The 16,247-nt window shown below is 61.0% G+C and carries 15 protein-coding genes and 7 pseudogenes; 14 read left to right on the top strand and 8 right to left on the bottom strand.

The window, feature by feature from the left end; all coding sequences use genetic code 11:
• The first annotated feature begins 31 nt into the window (after positions 1-31).
• The 10 genes and pseudogenes from E6W36_RS05060 to E6W36_RS05025 all read left to right on the top strand — a co-directional run bounded on the left by E6W36_RS05060 (position 32) and on the right by E6W36_RS05025 (position 6,272).
• Positions 32-785: pseudogene (locus tag E6W36_RS05060) on the top strand (SapC family protein).
• Positions 786-1,011: 226 nt separating this feature from the next.
• Positions 1,012-1,552, top strand: a pseudogene (locus E6W36_RS05055) (peroxiredoxin).
• 102 nt (positions 1,553-1,654) lie between these two features.
• Complete coding sequence (ahpD, locus tag E6W36_RS05050; RefSeq protein ID WP_222873933.1) at positions 1,655-2,182, top strand: alkylhydroperoxidase, AhpD family; 528 nt, start codon at positions 1,655-1,657, stop codon at positions 2,180-2,182.
• A gap of 516 nt (positions 2,183-2,698) precedes the next feature.
• Positions 2,699-3,843 (top strand): IS3 family transposase gene (locus E6W36_RS05045; RefSeq protein WP_246048154.1). Its coding sequence is split into 2 segments (ribosomal slippage): positions 2,699-2,981 and positions 2,981-3,843, totalling 1,146 coding nucleotides; the frame shifts between segments, so codons are not numbered across the junction.
• A gap of 152 nt (positions 3,844-3,995) precedes the next feature.
• Positions 3,996-4,211 (top strand): SDR family NAD(P)-dependent oxidoreductase, encoded by a 216-nt coding sequence (locus tag E6W36_RS20390; RefSeq protein WP_281277457.1) that lies wholly within the window; start codon positions 3,996-3,998, stop codon positions 4,209-4,211.
• Positions 4,154-4,491: pseudogene (locus tag E6W36_RS05040) on the top strand (SDR family NAD(P)-dependent oxidoreductase); the annotation flags it as partial. The gene E6W36_RS20390 and the pseudogene E6W36_RS05040, both read left to right, overlap by 58 nt.
• 27 nt (positions 4,492-4,518) lie before the next feature.
• Positions 4,519-4,824 (top strand): hypothetical protein, encoded by a 306-nt coding sequence (locus E6W36_RS05035; protein WP_222873932.1) that lies wholly within the window; start codon positions 4,519-4,521, stop codon positions 4,822-4,824.
• Between the two features lie 56 nt (positions 4,825-4,880).
• Positions 4,881-5,171 carry an AraC family transcriptional regulator gene (locus E6W36_RS18055; protein WP_246048432.1) on the top strand — a complete coding sequence of 97 codons (291 nt, stop codon included), beginning with the start codon at positions 4,881-4,883 and terminating at the stop codon, positions 5,169-5,171.
• Entirely contained in the window at positions 5,144-5,965 is an 822-nt protein-coding gene (locus tag E6W36_RS05030) for a helix-turn-helix domain-containing protein (RefSeq protein WP_246048263.1), read from the top strand. The genes E6W36_RS18055 and E6W36_RS05030 overlap by 28 nt, the downstream gene beginning before the upstream one ends.
• Before the next feature lie 10 nt (positions 5,966-5,975).
• Positions 5,976-6,272: a putative quinol monooxygenase gene (locus tag E6W36_RS05025; RefSeq protein WP_222873930.1), complete on the top strand. Its 297-nt coding sequence runs from the start codon at positions 5,976-5,978 to the stop codon at positions 6,270-6,272.
• 153 nt (positions 6,273-6,425) lie between these two features.
• Here E6W36_RS05025 and E6W36_RS05020 read toward each other — a convergent pair whose 3' ends face one another.
• On the bottom strand, positions 6,426-7,421 hold the full coding sequence (locus tag E6W36_RS05020) for a LysR family transcriptional regulator (RefSeq protein ID WP_246048153.1): 996 nt from the start codon (positions 7,419-7,421) through the stop codon (positions 6,426-6,428).
• Positions 7,422-7,433: 12 nt separating this feature from the next.
• On the opposite strand from E6W36_RS05020, the gene E6W36_RS05015 reads away from it, so the two are divergent.
• The 3 genes and pseudogenes from E6W36_RS05015 to E6W36_RS05005 all read left to right on the top strand — a co-directional run bounded on the left by E6W36_RS05015 (position 7,434) and on the right by E6W36_RS05005 (position 10,437).
• On the top strand, positions 7,434-8,006 hold the full coding sequence (locus E6W36_RS05015; protein WP_222873929.1) for a DJ-1/PfpI family protein: 573 nt from the start codon (positions 7,434-7,436) through the stop codon (positions 8,004-8,006).
• 56 nt (positions 8,007-8,062) lie between these two features.
• Positions 8,063-9,790 (top strand): annotated as a pseudogene (gene dld, locus E6W36_RS23945) (D-lactate dehydrogenase).
• Between the two features lie 110 nt (positions 9,791-9,900).
• A complete protein-coding gene (locus tag E6W36_RS05005) occupies positions 9,901-10,437 on the top strand; it encodes a transposase (RefSeq protein WP_342776807.1) in 537 nt (178 codons plus the stop codon).
• Between the two features lie 520 nt (positions 10,438-10,957).
• Here E6W36_RS05005 and E6W36_RS05000 read toward each other — a convergent pair.
• The 7 genes and pseudogenes from E6W36_RS05000 to trbL all read right to left on the bottom strand — a co-directional run bounded on the left by E6W36_RS05000 (position 10,958) and on the right by trbL (position 15,625).
• Complete coding sequence (locus E6W36_RS05000) at positions 10,958-11,125, bottom strand: helix-turn-helix domain-containing protein (protein WP_281277510.1); 168 nt, start codon at positions 11,123-11,125, stop codon at positions 10,958-10,960.
• A 69-nt stretch (positions 11,126-11,194) separates the two neighbouring features.
• On the bottom strand, positions 11,195-11,407 hold the full coding sequence (locus tag E6W36_RS04995) for a DUF2274 domain-containing protein (RefSeq protein ID WP_017499928.1): 213 nt from the start codon (positions 11,405-11,407) through the stop codon (positions 11,195-11,197).
• Complete coding sequence (locus E6W36_RS04990) at positions 11,400-12,260, bottom strand: TraB/TrbI/VirB10 family type IV secretion system protein (RefSeq protein ID WP_246048150.1); 861 nt, start codon at positions 12,258-12,260, stop codon at positions 11,400-11,402. Before E6W36_RS04990 ends, E6W36_RS04995 begins: the two co-directional genes overlap by 8 nt.
• On the bottom strand, positions 12,257-12,694 hold the full coding sequence (locus tag E6W36_RS18035; RefSeq protein ID WP_246048149.1) for a hypothetical protein: 438 nt from the start codon (positions 12,692-12,694) through the stop codon (positions 12,257-12,259). Before E6W36_RS18035 ends, E6W36_RS04990 begins: the two co-directional genes overlap by 4 nt.
• Positions 12,633-13,438, bottom strand: a pseudogene (gene trbG / locus E6W36_RS04985) (P-type conjugative transfer protein TrbG). The gene E6W36_RS18035 and the pseudogene trbG overlap by 62 nt, the downstream one beginning before the upstream one ends.
• A 55-nt stretch (positions 13,439-13,493) precedes the next feature.
• Positions 13,494-14,319 (bottom strand): annotated as a pseudogene (gene trbF, locus E6W36_RS04980) (conjugal transfer protein TrbF); the annotation flags it as partial.
• 3 nt (positions 14,320-14,322) lie between these two features.
• A pseudogene (gene trbL / locus E6W36_RS22990) lies at positions 14,323-15,625 on the bottom strand (P-type conjugative transfer protein TrbL).
• Between the two features lie 203 nt (positions 15,626-15,828).
• Here trbL and E6W36_RS04970 point away from each other — a divergent pair.
• Entirely contained in the window at positions 15,829-16,245 is a 417-nt protein-coding gene (locus tag E6W36_RS04970; RefSeq protein WP_222874563.1) for a hypothetical protein, read from the top strand.
• Positions 16,246-16,247: the final 2 nt, after the last annotated feature.

The following is a 16,247-nucleotide window of genomic DNA, read 5'->3' as shown; positions in this document are numbered from 1 at the left end:
ACGGCGGGCAACTTGATCAGGGATTTTACGCATGGCCTCGACCGCACCGTCCGCTCAGCCGCGCTTGCCGCTGTTCTACAATTCGCTCGTGCCGCTGTCGCCGGCGCTGCACCGTAACCTGACCCTGGCCGACGAGCTGTCGATCGATTTCGCCCGCACCGCGCATGCCGTGCCGCTGACGGTCGAGGAATTCGTGATCGCCCAGCGCTATTACCCGATCGTGTTCGCGCCGGGCGACCCCGGCACCGCTGGCGCTGCTCGGCCTGGCTGAGGGCGAGAACCTGTTCATGGACGCCAATGGCGAGTGGAAGGAAGGCACCTACGTGCCGGCGTACATCCGCCGCTACCCGTTCATGCTCGCGCGCCTCAACCCGCAGGCGCAGGAACTGAGCCTGTGCTTCGACGACCAGGCTCCGGGCTTCAGCACCGGCGAGGCCGAGGGCAACCTGTTCGACGGCGACGGCCCGAGCCAGCGCACCAAGGATATCCTGAAATTCTGCGAGCAGTTCGAGGTCGCCATTCAACGCACCCGCCTGTTCATGGAAGAACTGAAAGAACTGGACCTGCTGCAGCCCGGCGAGGCGACCATCCAGGCCGGCGATACGCCGCAGGCGAGCTTCAAGGGCTTCCTGATGGTCAACGAGCAGAAGCTGCACGATCTGCGCGGCGACCAGCACCGCAAGCTGGTCAAGAGCGCCGGCCTCGGCTTTGTCTATGCCCATCTGTTCTCGCTCAGCCACATGCGCGAGATGTTCGCGCTGCGCGCTGCGCCGCAGCAGGCCTGACGCAAGTCGAACCTGGCCGGGCCCTCGGCGCAGCCGTTGCTTCGCCTCGCGCCATGACAGCGGCTTTTGCAAGCCTGCCCGGCCGGGTTCTCCGTCGCCCCTGACGAATCTGGGGTGCCGATTGTAGTCGAGAAAATCGATTATGATTGGCAAACTTATGAATTTTACACGGCTTCGTGTCGGGACTACTTGTGCAACGCATCACTGGTTGCACAAGGAGACATCGATGCTGACCGTAGGCGACACCTTCCGAACTTCACCGCCAAGATTCAGAACGGCACTGCGCTGCCCGCCGAATTCGAGACGATCACCGAGCAAAGTTACGCCGGCAAATGGAAGGTCGTGTTTTTCTGGCCGAAGGATTTCACCTTCGTCTGCCCGACCGAGATCGTCGGTTTCAACGAATTGGCCGGCGACTTCGCCGATCGTGATACGGTACTTCTCGGCGCCTCGACCGACACGGATTTCGTCCACCTGGCCTGGCGTCAGTCGCGCGAGGACCTGGCGGCTGTAACATTCCCTGGATCGCCGACCAGAAGAAGGAGCTGGCGTCCGCGCTCGGCATCCTCGACAAGGCGGAGGGCGTCGCCCTGCGTGCGACCTTCGTGGTCGATCCGGAAAACATCATCCGTCACGTCAGCGTCAACGACCTCTCGGTTGGCCGCAACCCGAAGGAAGTGCTGCGCATTCTCGATGCACTGCAGACCGATGAACTCTGCCCGTGCAACTGGCAGAACGGGCAGGACGTCCTGCGCCCGGCCGCCTGAACCAGTTCCGGCTGCGGCCTGTCCCCCTCTCCGCCGCAGTCAGAACATCGGGGCCGTATGGCGCATGCGCCATGCGGCCCCGACCGCCCCTGGAGATACCCCATGACACTCGACGCTCTCATCGCCGCTCTGCCTGACTACGCCAAGGATCTGCGGCTGAACCTGTCCTCCCTGCTGGCGGAGGATATCCTGACCGACCAGCGCAAATATGGCCTGCTGGTTGCCTGCGCTCACGCCACCGGCTACCGCCCGCTCATCGTCGCGGCCGAGGCGGAAGCGTCCGCCAAGCTCGACGCGGCGGCCATGACCGCCGCCAAGACGGCTGCTGCCATCATGGCGATGAACAATGTCTATTACCGCTTCGTGCACCTCGCCTCGAACAAGGAATACGGCAAGCTGCCTGCCAAGTTGCGCATGAACGCGATCAGCCGCCCCGGCATCGACAAGTCGGACTTCGAACTGATGTCCCTGGCGGTCTCGGCGATCAACGGCTGTGGTTTGTGCATCGACTCGCACGAGCAGGTACTGCGCCAGCACGGCGTCAGCATCGAAGTCATCCAGACTGCCGCCCGCCTCGCTGCAGTCGTGAACGCCGTGGCGAAAACGCACCAGGCGATTGCCGGGAACTAATATAATAAATTGAATATCAAGAGAATTGGTAGCGGAGGAGGGATCAGGAAAATCGCCGTAATGCCCTGAAAGATCGACAATTTGGTTCCGCTCAATAACCGAATACCCCCACTGGTACCCCCACGCAAATCTTATGCACAAACAAGCGATCAGGACCCTTCAGAAGGCGCGTTTTGCGGATGATCGCGCAGGAAGTTGCCTCCTTAGGCCCTGATCATGGTCAATTGGTCCCGCCTAGCGATCACCTGAATTTTGCCAATCTCACTCTGTATGTCCGAGTCCGCCAGATGCAGTCACTCCCGCTTGTGGGGTTGAATGTACGGTTTCACCTGCTGCGCGCCGAGGCCATCGCAAAGATCGCGCAGCCCCAAGTAGGCACTCCTGCCTTAGCGCCAGCGTGCGCGTTCGGGTGGTCCAAATTGGCGGAAAGGGTGGGATTCGATACATGAACGTATTGACCTGCTCCCTGAAATGTGACCGTTTTTGGTAGAGTCCGACGCCAAGGAGTCGGACGATATGAAGCAAAGCAGGTTCAACGAAGAGCAGATCATTGCGATCTTGAAGGAGCAGGAAGCTGGGATGGCGACGGCGGAGGTTTGCCGCCGTCACGGGATCAGCTCGGCAACGTTCTACAAGTGGAAGTCGAAGTTCGGCGGTCTGGATGTGTCCGAGGCCCGGCGGCTGCGGTCGCTCGAGGAGGAGAACTCGCGGCTGAAGAAGCTTCTGGCCGAGGCGATGCTCGACAACGCGGTGCTGAAGGATCTGGCATCAAAAATGGTAACGCCCGGCGCCAAGCGGAAGCCGTCGCCCATGCCCGGGAGCATCACGGGGTGAGCGAGCGTCGGGCGTGTGCACTGGTTGGTGTGAGCCGAAGGGTGATCCGTTACGAGCCGACGAGGCCGGATGACGGAGCGCTGCGGCAACGGTTGCGTGAGCTGGCGGCGGAGCGCCGCCGGTTCGGTTATCGCCGCCTGGGCTACCTGCTGGCGCGGGAGGGCATCGCACCCAACCACAAGAAGCTGCTGCGCATCTATCGCGAGGAAGGGCTGCGCGTGCGTCGCCGTGGTGGCCGGAAACGGGCGCTGGGTACGCGCAGACCGATGGTGCTGCCGGATGGTCCGAACCAGCGCTGGTCGCTCGACTTCGTCTCCGACAGCCTGATCTGCGGTCGGCGCTTCCGCATCCTGTGCGTGGTCGATGACTACACGCGGGAGTGCCTGGCGCTGGTGGCCGACACCTCGCTGTCCGGGGCTCGGGTGGCGCGGGAACTAACCAGCCTGATGGGCAGCCGTGGCAAGCCGCACACGGTGGTCAGCGATAACGGCACCGAACTGACCTCGTCAGCCATCCTGCGCTGGTCGCAGGAGCGGCGGGTCGAGTGGCACTACATCGCGCCCGGCAAGCCGATGCAGAACGGCTTCGTGGAAAGCTTCAATGGCCGCCTGCGGGACGAATGCCTCAACGAGACCCTGTTCACCTCGCTGGCCCATGCCCGGTTCGTGCTGGCCGCCTGGCGGCACGATTACAACACGGTCAGGCCGCACTCGAAACTGGGCGGGAAGACCCCGCCGAGATCGCCGGCCAACGTGTCTGGGGCATGCCCCAGACACGTTGCCATCCCATCAAACAACCATCATGAAGGAGCCCGACTCTACCTCTGACTGGTAACAATCAGGGGAGCAGGTCAAAGCAGCCAAATGGTGGTCCGGAGGGATTCGGCGACTGGCGCCGTCTGTGAGCAAATTGGCGCGGACCGTGAATTCCATCGCGAGTGCTTGGGCCTAGTTCAGGCGCATCGAAGGAGGAATACATCATGTTCAATACCAATCACAAGACCGCCCTCGTCACCGGTGCATCGTCCGGTATGGGAAAAGAAATTGCCAAGAAGTTGGTCGCAGACGGATACCAAGTTTATGCCGCTGCCCGCTCGATCGACAAGATGAAGGACTTGGCAGCCATTGGAGCACATCAATTCGTCTCGATATCTCGAAAGGCGATGAGATCGAAGCGGCCGTGGCGCAGATCATGAACCAGACCGGAGGCGTAGACGTCCTCGTCAACAATGCAGGCTTTGGTCTTTATGGTCCGATGGAGGAAATCGCCATCAGTGAGGCGCGCTACCAGTTTGAAGTCAACTTGTTTGGCGCAGCGCATCTGACCCAGCTCCTGCTTCCGGCGATGCGCGCAAAGGGCGCGGGTCGGATCGTCAACGTCAGTTCGATGGGCGGGAAAATTTATACCCCCTCGGCAGTTGGTACCACGCCACCAAGCATGCTCTGGAAGGTTGGTCCGACTGCCTTCGGCTCGAGCTCGCACCTTTCGGCATTGACGTTATCGTGATTGAACCGGGTCTGATCGACACCGGCTTCGGGGACGTGGTCGCCGACGGGCTCCGCGATCGGTCGAGCAATGGTCCTTATGCAAAGCTGGTGGAAGCGATCGTTCGCGGCACCCGCGAAACATATGAAGGAGGCAAGAATTCGCCTCCAAGCGTGATTGCAGACGTGGTCAGCCATGCGGTCGCTGCGCGCAGGCCGCGCACACGCTATGCCGCCGGCAAGTTCGCCAAGCTGCTGATCGGTATGCGCACCTGGCTTGGTGACCGGATGTTTGATCGCATCATCATGAGCCAGGCTGGCTGATCATGGCGCAGAGCCCGGCAGATCGATGCAAAATCCCGCCCGGTTTCTGGCGCGCGGTGGAGACGGCGGGCATTCGTTCGTCCGATCTCCTCCACCGCGCGCAGCTGCCGCTCAACTTGGCGCTTTCGGCGGATGGCGTCGTGACGACGGACCAATATTTCGGCCTGATGACTGCTTTGGGAGAGCTGTCGCCTATTCCTGCAATAGGCCTGCACCTCGTCGAGCATGCGGATACTGCGGCGCACCCGCCGTCAACTGTCGCGGCCTTTATGCGCGCGATCTCCGTGATGGTCTTGCGCGGCTTGCACGGTTCAAGCGGCTGTGCACGGCAGAAAGACTGGTGGTGAACGAAGCGGAGGGTCAGTGTGTCGTCACCACCGAATGGCTCCATGCCTCGAGCGCTGAGCCCGACGTCAGCGTTGACCTAACTTTTGCCACGTTGGTCGAACTTTCAAGGCGCGGAACAGGGACAAACATTGTCCCGTGGGCGGTGGAATTCAGCCGCAAACGGAGCGCTTCGGATCACTACGCGCGATATTTTGGAGTACCGGTTCGCTTCGGATGCACGCGCAACGCGCTAATTTTTCACGCAGCGGATTTCGATCAGCCCTTTCCGGGACACAATGCGGCAATGATCGCCTTGATGTCAGAGGCACTCAATTCGGAATTACAACAGCTTGATCGCCCGGTGACTGTATCGCAGCAGGTCGTCAGTGCGCTCAAGTCCCGCCTGCCAAGTGGCCGGCCCGAAATTGGTGATGTGGCGCGTCAACTGGGATTCAGCGAAAGGACTCTACAGCGTCGCATCACCGAAGAAGGTACAAGCTTCAAGGAGTTGCTCGTCGAGGCGCGGCAGGAGACATGTCGTCGGCTGCTTGCCGACCTTGCTGTGCAAATTGACGAAATCGCTTACCTTCTGGGGTATCAGGACACCCGTTCCTTCTACCGGGCATTCAAGGACTGGGAAGGTGTTACCCTGCGACTTGGCGTGATCTCCATGTTCGTACCGAGGCGGACACTAGGTATGCGAGAAGCGCTGCTCACTAACCCGATCGGCGGCGTATCCGCCGTCCAAATCGGCGGCAAACAGAACTTTGACGAAGTTGTGGCCGTCGTTTCGGCCCCATCGTTGGTCTGTTAGGAGAAGAAGCATGTCTGATCCACTCATCGTGTTCGCGCGGATCAAGGCCAAAGACGGGAAGGCCGACGCTTTGGGAGCTGCTCTCAGGTCGATCGTGACGCCGAGTCGGGCAGAGCCGGGCTGCCTTTCGTACGTCCTGCACCGCGCAATCGAAGCGCCAAATATATGGATCGTTTACGAAACGTGGGAGTCACCGGCTGCGCTTAATCACCATTTCGAGCAGCCCTATATGGTCGCCCTCCTCAATCAGGTGCCGAATCTCGTCGAGGGCAATGTCGAACTTACCATGGCGGCGATCGTCGAATAACTTATCTTTATGAATTGGATGGCTCGAGTGATAAGCAATCAAAGTTGCAGAAAATGCAATTATTCTATATTATGAGAGACATAAATTTTACGAGATAAAGTTCAATTCTTGGATTTTTACTTATTGACATAATAGATACGGGATGATTTATTCTTACAGGACGCTCATTCCCCGAGCGACATTCGTTGCAAGGTCGAGCCATGCCTGCGCTGCTGCAGACCGATAGCCGTTACGCCTCCATGCCATCGTCATACGCCATTCGAGCGCTGGCTTGGTCAGCGACAGGATCTGGGTCGCGCTGGTAGCGTAATTCTGTGCAATCAGCTTGGGCAGGTAAGTCACGCCCATACCGCTCTCGACCAAGGCCAACATGAAAGTGACCTGACTTGACTGGGCGGCAATCTGAACCTTGATGCCTTCCTTGCGATACGCCTCGATCATTGTGGCATGCATCACGAAACCATGGTCGAAAAGGATGGCTGGCACATCTGCGAGAGCGCCAAGCGTGACACTACCAACTTGTGCGAGCGGATGGCCGACAGGTAGAACTGCGACAATTGGCTCTCGCCGCATCTCCGCTGCATCGAATTCGTCAGGAATAGGCTGAAGCAGCCCGGCGAGGTCGACCTCGCCGCTGCGAAGCGCTTCCTGAAGATGGGCGCTCCCATGCTCCATCAATTGGACCTCTATTCCTGGATAGCATTGCCGAAAGCGGGAAAGGATCGGCGCAAATAGCGCTTCCCCGCCAACCGTCGGAATGCCCAGTCGTAGAGTTCCCCGTTTGAGACCTTGAAGTTCCTGCAACTCCGACAGGAGATCCTCGCGCGCACCAAGAAGACCCAGCGCCCTACGGTAGACGATTTCACCAGCGGCCGTTGCAATGACGCGTCGGCCCGACCGGTCGAGCAGCGGCGCTCCCAGCACCTCTTCCAGCTGCTTGACCATTTTGCTCACTGTCGACTGCGTCGAAAACAATACGCGCGCAGCTTCTGTGAAGCTGCCCTGTCGCACCACTTCGACGAAAACCGCAGACTCTTGAACTCCATGCCATTCCAATAGCGACTTCTGTCCATTCCGAACATTCATTTTTGAATGAGCGAACTTGGGATAGGACGTAGCGCGGCAGCAGAGCCGGTCTTCCTCAATCACAGGAGCGATAACGTGACCAAGAAAATTCTATTCATCGTTGGCGACTACGTCGAAGATTACGAAATCATGGTGCCGTTTCAGGCATTGGAAGCCCTGGGTTACACGGTCGAGGCGGTTTGCCCTAACAAAGCGCCCGGCGATACGGTTGCCACGGCTGTACATGATTTCACCGGAGATCAAACTTATTCGGAAAAGCTCGGACATCGATTCCAGATCAATGCTGATTTCAAGGCTGTAAATCCGGAAGATTATGCAGGCCTCGTTGTCCCCGGCGGACGCTCTCCGGAGTATCTGCGCTTGGACCCCGAAGTCCTGGCGATGGTGCGGGCATTTGCCGACAAGCCTCTGGCCGCAATCTGCCACGGGCCGCAACTTATTGCGACCGCTGACATAATCAGAGGTCGATCAGTGTCCGCCTATCCTGCTTGCCGCCCTGATATCGAGACCGCCGGCGGGACGTATGTCGAGCTCGGGATGACCGAAGCCGTTACCGACGGCACGCTCGTCACTGGCCCCGCCTGGCCCGCTCATGGTGCATGGCTCAAACAGTTCCTCGTCGTTCTCGGTGCCGAGATTCGCATCTGACCCCTCGATCATGGCCAGCGGTCACGAAAGATCGCTGGCCAACCTAAGGTAGCGTCATGCAACAAATTCAGAGCACTGATAGCGGCGCGCTCATAGCGCGGTTGCAAAGCATTGTCGGCCGTCGCCATGTGCTGGTCGATGACGATCGCACTCGCCGATATACAAACGGCTACAGGTTCGGCGGCGGACCGGTGCTCGCGGTCATAAGACCAGGTACTCTTGTCGAACAATGGTTGGTCCTTGAAGCTTGTGTGGCAGCAAGGGTTATCATCATCGCACAAGCTGCGAATACCGGATTGACGGGCGGATCGACACCTGACGGCAGTTATGACCGCCCGGTGATCATTATCAATACTCTACGGATCAAGGGGTGCATCTGATCGACGACGGTCAACAAGCTGTCTGCCTGCCGGGCACCACCCTTTATGAATTGGAAGCCCTTCTCAGCCCGCTGGGCCGAGAGCCACACTCTGTCATCGGCTCGTCCTGCTTCGGCGCATCTGTCATCGGCGGAGTATGCAACAATAGCGGCGGCGCACTGGTGCGACGCGGCCCCGCTTACACTCAGCTTGCTCTATATGCGCGTGTAGATGAACGGGGTTGTCTCCGCCTTGTCAACCATTTGGGCATCGACCTCGGAACCCAGCCCCATGAAATCCTGACCCGCTTGGAAGGGGGCATTTCTCCGCAGCCGATATCGAACGTGCACGCGACAGGCAGGCTTCCGACCATAACTATGCCGAACATGTCCGGGACATCGATGCACCAACACCTGCACGCTTCAATGCCGATCCCACCCGCCTCTATGAGGCGTCAGGAAGCGGCGGAAAGGTCATGGTCTTCGCGGTTCGATTGGATACGTTTCCCAAGGAAACAATGAGTCAAGTTTTTACATCGGCACGAACAATCCGGCGGAATTGACCCTGCTGCGGCGCGACATTCTGTCATCGTTCCAAAGCTTGCCCATCGCCGCAGAATACATGCATCGCGATGCGTTCGATGTTGCGGCCACCTATGGAAAGGACAGCTATCTCGCCATTCGCCATTTCGGGACGGAGCGCCTTCCCTGATGATCGCTGCAAAGGCCTGGCTTGACCGATTGGCAACCCGCATCCGGTTCTTGCCCGACAGCCTGTCCGACCGTTTACTGCAACATGCATCAAGCCTGTTCCTCAGCATCTTCCTCGTCGAATTGTCGACTGGCGGGACCGATACGAGCATCATCTGATGATCCGCGTTGCCAAGGATGATGTAGAGGAGATGATGCACCGTCTCCTCGAGACATTCCCGTCTGCCGATGGCGACTTCTTTGCCTGCACGCCGGATGAAGGAGAAGCTGCGTTTCTTCACCGCTTTGTTGCTGCCGGGGCCGCAGTGCGCTATCGGGCGGTTAATGATCGCATAGTTGAAGACATTGTCGCGCTGGATGTAGCGTTACCACGCAATTGCCGCGACTGGACCGAACAGCTTCCAGAAGACATTGCGGGATCAATTATCCAACAACTGCGCTACGGTCATTTCCTGTGCTTTGTGTTCCATCAAGACTATATAGTCAGGAAGGGGCAGACCCCGCCACGCTGGAGCACGCGATGTTGGCTTTGCTCGACAAGAAGGGAGCCGAGTATCCTGCCGAGCATAATGTAGGCCATATCTATACGGCCAAGACCGCATTGAGGGACCACTACGAAGAGCTCGACCCTTGCAATGTCTTCAACCCCGGAATCGGCGGGACGGACCGGATGGCCCGCGCGGCTTGCTACTTACCGACGACTGGCAGCACATGATCGACAGCACCAGCGTTCGCGGCCATGTTTTGGCAGCGGGCGGAAAAGGGGGCAGTTAAGAACGCTCTTGGTCGATCACGCGGCGGCTTTTCGAGCAAAATCCAGGCCCATTGCGACAATCAGGGACTGCCTCTCGGCTTCATCCTGACCGGCGGGAGGCCTCCGATTACGCCGCTGCCGAGCCGCTGATGGAGATCCCGGTCGCCGCGCCCAAGGCGCTGCTGGCAGACAAGGGCTATGACGGCGACCGCTTCCGGGAGAGCCTGCTGATCCAGGGCATCCTGCCGATCATTCCACCCCTCTCGAACCGCAAGGTGCCCGAGCGTCCCGACTATCGTCGCTATCGTGACGGCAACCGCGTCGAGCGCATTTTCGGCAAACTCAAGCAACAGTGCCGCATCGCTACCCGCTACGACAAGACTGTCCTATCCTTCGAGAGCTTCCTCAATCTCGCAGCCACCCGCCTTTGGCTCAAGTCTTTTGTCAACACGGCCTTAGACCTGCCAGGCGACTCGCGCCCCAATTCCGGTCGTCCGATGACGTTGCCCGGGCAAATGCTTGAGAGACAGCTGTTGTCAGTAGCCGACATTCAACCGCCCCACACGCAATGTCGGCAAGTCCCAGTTTCAGCCAATGCTGGCGATTAACCGCTCCGCCCGCATTCAGGTGATTTGCCGACATGCCCACAATGACCGAGCAAGTGGCGCGCTGCGTTCACCACCCTTGGCGGTGAATGCCCTACCCTTCCCTACGGCAAGGCTGCCGCAACCTCGACAGATAGGAAGCAGTCCATTGGGGGTATTGAGCGTCAATTCAGCCCTACGGCGATACCCCAAAATACCCCAAGCCGTCGAAACGCGATGATTTTACTGGTCGTAAGTCGTAAACTCGAGCCGCTCAAAATCGTGCAAATTCAATGGCTAAGTAGCTACGTCTAAAGCGGATACTCGATACCGTTCGAGTCCCACATTCATGAATTTTTGTCGTTTATTTTCAGTTATTTACTGAGTTTGGTAGCGGAGGAGGGATTCACACGAAAACATAAGATACTGATTTATAACAACGTTCTTGATCGTCGTGCCGATAATTCCGCTCAATCCACCCCAATTTTACCCCTTCGCGACAGGCCGTGCCGAAATATCGACAGGCCGACATGCGCGATCCCTGCTACGCCCGAGAACGCGGCTGTTTACAGTGTGATCGCAGAAAGGACCGCAGACTATCGACAAACACCACGGTTGCACGGCCGACCTTGGCTGCCTCGATGTCGCCGGAAGCGATGAGCTGGTAGATCTTGGATTTGCTGAGCCCCGTCATCCGTACTGCGTCGGGAATGCGAACGCTTATCGGCCCAATCGGGGCGCGTCGTCGCCATTCGTTGCAGGCTGCCGGGCCGACATCGGACTATTTCTTACGTGCCCGGCTGAACGAGCGGTCGCTCGCCAGGAAGCCGCTAAGCATGAATGGAATGAGGTCCGGTACGGACTCGCGTCGGCCGTAGGCCGCCTCATAGGCCTCGGCGTAGTCGTTCAGCGCTTCGATGAGATCCGGCATGACGTTGATCGTGATCTTAGCCGGCGTCCGATCGGGCAGCCTTGGCAGCTTCAAATCAGCCATGACGGCCTCCCCAGGGTCCGGGCAATATGATGTCTTTGTGCACGACCACCCGTAGCGGCCAGCCGGGACGCACGCGCAAGGTCGGCTGGATATTGAGATTGCGCGTGACGAGCTGATCGCCGGCGCGCGCGCCGCTCTGCTGCGCTGACTCGCGGATCGCCCGGACAAGGTCGCTTTCGGTGCTGCCGAAGCTCAATTCAGTGCCGACGCCCAGCAGTGTCGACAGGGCGACGCCCTTCAGAAGTTGCCAAGTATGCCGGTCGATCCGGTCGGACAGACCCGCATAGCCCTGCGTATCGGTCGCCGGCACATTGTCGATACGAATCGACGAGCCGTCGGGCAGGATAATCCGCTGCCAGACGACCAGCGCACGGCTCTGCCCAAACGCTACAACGCTGTCGTAGCTGCCGATCAGCCGCGATCCTTGCGGAATGAGCAGACCGCGCCCGGTCACACTGTCATAGACGTTCTCCGTGATCTGCGCGGTGACGAGCCCGGGAAGATCCGAGTTGAGCCCGGTTATGAGGCTCGCGGCAATGATGCTGCCGGCCTGCAAGGTCCAAGGCGATACGGACTGCGCCAGCGCGTGCGGATTGATGTCGTCGTCGCGATTGGCGTGGCCGACCAATTCGTTCTTGCGCCCCTGGGCGTTAGGATCTCGGTCAGGGTCGAGGAGCGGCTTGGCAGTCTCGGCCGATGCTGGCGGAACACTTGCATCGGTAGTCACCGGTGCAGGGGCGGCGGCGCGACCGCCGCCCGCCAATTGCAGCATGACGCCAGACTCGCGTGCGGCCTTCTGCTCAGCGGCGATGCGCTGGCGCTCGGCTTCGGCTTCCTGCGCGGCCCGGCTCACCGCATCGGCAGCGGGGTCAGGGGAACCATCCCGCCAAGCTGCCGCTGGCGCTCGAGGATCGGCCGCCCGAGATCACCGGGAAGCGGTAGCCCGAGCTTCGGCACGTCGCCATAGCTCGTCGGCGCGCCCGCGAGCGCATCAGGCGGCGCCTTCGCGCCAACCAGCTTTTCATCGCTTCGTGCGATCAGGCTCAGGGTCGCGGGCTTGAGCGCCAGCCAGGCGACGCCGATGATCGCGGTCGAGCCGGCGGCAGCGATGGCGACGATCGCACCGCGGCGAAAACGGGTGACGCGGCCCGGCGCCGCGCGCAGAACGAGCGTTTCGGGGTCGGCTTTGGCGCCGCGATCGGCGCGGAAGAAGCGGTTGGATCGGTCACGCGCCCCTCCCGGCCTTGCGCTGCCGGCTCTTCGGCTGGGCGGCGGTGATACGGACAATCTGCTGTTTCTTGCCGCCAAGGCGCAGCTCGGCGACACCGAACAGGCGGTCGACCACATAATAGCGGCCGGCGACGCGATAGTTGACGAGCTGGGCCTCGCCATCCTCGCCAATCACGAACAGCGGGGCGCCTCACCCACGGCGATCGCAGGCGAGAACTCGATGTAGGTCTGCCGCCCATCGTCGAACGCGCGCAGCGGCCGCCAGGCCGGCTTGTCGCCCGAGATCGCATAGTTGAAGTTGAGGCTTTCGACCGAGAGGCCCGACGCGATCGGCGTCGCCGCCACGGCTGCATCGCGCTGACGCCGGAGCGCGATCAGCTCGTCATGTGGATAGGTCCAGGAGATCGCCGCCATCGCGGTCGCGGGCGTGCTTTCGAGCTGGAGATGGTAGGTCCGGCGATCGGTAGCAATGACAAGGTTTGTGCGTAGGCCCGCCGAAAACGGCTTGACGAGGATGTGCACGCGCTTGCTTTCGCCGATGCCGCTGGTGGTATCGCCGACAGTCCAGCGCACGGTGTCGCCGGCGGCGACGGACACAATCGTTTCGCCCGGCTGCAAGGCAATGTCGGTGATGCGCTCGGGCGCGGCATAGAGCCGGTAGAGCACGCCTTCCGCCCAGGGATAGACCTGGACGGCATATATATATCCCGCGCTCGACGGCTCGCGCAGTGCCGCCCGGTTGGCGGCAGTGACGCGCGCGGTGGGTGACGCGGGTTCGCGGCTCTGCGCAGCGACGCCCATGGCAAGCGCCATCGCGCTCGCCGCCAGGATGAGGGCACGGATCATTGGTCGGTCCTTTCGGGGATGGTGCGGCTGCGGGTTGAGCAAGGGTCGGATCGAGCGGCGAGCCCAGCGGAATGTCGGTGGGCGGCGCGACCGGGAGTGATTGTGCGGGATCGGGCACGGCCGATGGTTGCGGCGAAGGCGGCCGGTCCTGAGGCGTTTCCAGTTCGCGGCTCCAGTCGATCGCGTCAACATAGAGACCGAGCGGGTTTTTCGGAGCACATCGGCCAAGCGCGGCGGCTTGATCTTCACCGTGAGCATCGCCGTCCAGCGTGACGTGCTGGCGAGGCTTCCCGCTCATATTGCTGCTCGGTCCATTTGACCTGGAAGCTCGTATCCGACGCGCGGACGACGCTCGTCACCTGCACCGAAACCGTCTTGCGCCCGACATCGGCGAACGGATTGGAGGTGCGGGCATATTCGCCGAGGAACAGTGACGCACGTTCGGTCGCGAAATCATAGGCTGATAGCCAGTTTTCACGCATCAATACCGGATCGAGCGAGCGCGCTCGAACGCCGGTGATGAACCGGCCGAGGAACCATGCGATCTGCGGATCGGTCGGCCGATAGTCCTTGGCGGCAGGCGCGACGGCCTGTGCTTGCCCGAGTGCATCGACCTCGACCACATAGGGCACGACGCGGCTTTGCATCGATTGCCAGACCAGCGCGCCCGACAGACCAGTGGTCAGGAACAGGCCGCCGAAGGCCATCAGCCGCCAGTTCTTCGCCTGTGCGCGAGCCGAGCCGATACGCTCATCCCAAAGCTGGCCCGCTCGTTGGTAGGGTGTCTCGGGTTCGGGCGTTCGCCCATAGCGCTGCAATGCGCGTCGAAATTTCATCGCTCAGTCCCTTTCCTTGATGTCTGGAGTGGCGCCAGCGCCGCCGCGGTCGCCGCCCTGGATTGCGTGGATCGCCATCTGGCGGCGGTGGCGAGCATTCTGGCTGGCATGAAGCTTCTGCGCCCAGGCGGGTGTTCCTTCAGCTGCGCCTATCGGCGCGGCTGCGGGCGGCGCCGCCGGCACGGGTGCTTCCTGCTTCCCATGCGGCGCGCTGCCCACGATCGGCGGCAGCGCTAACGCCGAGACCGCCGCTCATCCGGTTGGCAGCCGCGCCGCGCATGGCGGTCGCAACGCCGCCGAGGCCCGCGCCGACGCTGGTCGAGCCCGAGGTTTCCTGCCCGAGCTTGTAGGCAGTGGATGCGGCAGACCCCATCGATGTACCGGCGCGGATCGCGCCGAGACCGGCCCCGCGAGACCGCGTGCCGCGCCGACGGCGCCAGCGCCTGCCATCGCAAGACCTCCGCCGGCAAGCACGGTAGTGGCGATCACCGATCCGGCGCCGAGCTGCGGCGCGCCGGCGACGAGGCCGGATGCGATTCCCGGGCCGAAGATGGAGAGGCCAAAGATCGCGAGGCTCGCGAGCATCAGCGACACGGCCTGTTCGATCGACACCTCGTCGCCGGTGATCGCACTGGTGAAGTCGGCGAAATAGTTAGAGCCGATGCCGACGATGACCGCGAGCACCATGACCTTGATGCCCGAACTGACGACGTTCCCGAGCACCCGTTCGGCGAGGAACGACGTGCGGTTCCACAGCGCAAAGGGCACGAGCACGAAGCCGGCGAGCGAAGTAAGCTTGAATTCGAGGATTGTGATGAAAAGCTGGATCGCGAGGATGAAAAAGGCGGCGATGACGACGACCCAGGCGATCACCAGCACGGCGATCTCGATGAAATTGTCGAAGAAGGCGATCGGGCCAACCAACTCCTTCGCCTGCTCGAGGAGCGGCCATGCTGCCTCGAAGCCGGTCCCGGCCAGCTTGCCGGGTCGCAATAAATCGTCAGCCGTAATCGCGCTGCCCCTGCGGTGAGGCCGAGGCCGGCGAAGCTGCGAAAGATGATATCGGACAGTGTCGAGAAGCTGTTGAGGATCAGGGCGAAGACGCCGACATAGAGGATCTTTTGAGGAACTTGGCGATGACGTCGTCTTCGCCGCCGAGCGCCCAGAACAGCCCGGCGAGCGTGATGTCGATGCCGATCAGGATCGTGGTCAGGAAACCGACGTCACCGCCCAACAGGCCGAACCCGCTGTCGATGTAGGAGGCGAAGGCCTCCATGAACTGATCGATGACATTCAGGTCATCCATATGGGCGGGTTCCTGCTTGAAGTTGAAAGGTGTCGCGGGGACCGGCGGCCATGAGAGGCGCGCGACCCCGCTGCGAAGCGAGCCTTCCGCGCCCTGGCTGCGCGCGACGATGTCGGCGAGCGCCTGCGTGTCGCTCCGTACGTTGTCGACGATGCGGTTCTGGACCCCATCGTCTGGCGAAACGCGGACATCGCGGTATCGAGTTGATCGCGTGCGCGAGCCACACGCTGATCGCGGCGGAACACCTGATCGAACTCCTGCGGGTAGAGCTGGCGGAAGCGCTCGTCGAGCTGATCGATGCGGAAGTCGACGCCCTGCGCCTGGCCCATGAGCTGGTCGATCTGCTGGAGGCGCTGGCGAAGCTCCTGAAGTTGCGGGAAATCGATCCGGGACAGGTTCTTGCCCTGGTTGATCAGCATCTGCGCTTCGTTCTGGAGACTCTGGATCTGGTTGTTGATCTGGGCAAGCGTGCGCGCGGCGGTGAGCAGGTTTTGCGAATAGTTCGATGGATCGAACACACTGAGCTGGGCCGCGACGGGCGTCGAGGTCAACGCGATGCCGATACCGAGCGAGCCGACGGCGCCGAGCGCGAGCGGAGAGGCACGCATATTTGCGGATAGGG

Origin of the sequence: Hankyongella ginsenosidimutans (assembly GCF_005144965.1) — a bacterium.
Classification (GTDB): domain Bacteria; phylum Pseudomonadota; class Alphaproteobacteria; order Sphingomonadales; family Sphingomonadaceae; genus Hankyongella; species Hankyongella ginsenosidimutans.
Note: the sequence above shows the minus strand (reverse complement) of the source record. Positions and strands in the feature narration are given on the sequence as shown.

Bases quoted from the DNA above. Each gene is read 5' to 3' on its own strand.
- ahpD (WP_222873933.1), top strand. From the start codon at position 1,655: ATGACACTCGACGCTCTCATCGCCGCTCTGCCTGACTACGCCAAGGAT.
- E6W36_RS20390 (WP_281277457.1), top strand. From the start codon at position 3,996: ATGTTCAATACCAATCACAAGACCGCCCTCGTCACCGGTGCATCGTCC.
- E6W36_RS05025 (WP_222873930.1), top strand. From the start codon at position 5,976: ATGTCTGATCCACTCATCGTGTTCGCGCGGATCAAGGCCAAAGACGGG.
- E6W36_RS04995 (WP_017499928.1), bottom strand. From the start codon at position 11,407: ATGGCTGATTTGAAGCTGCCAAGGCTGCCCGATCGGACGCCGGCTAAG.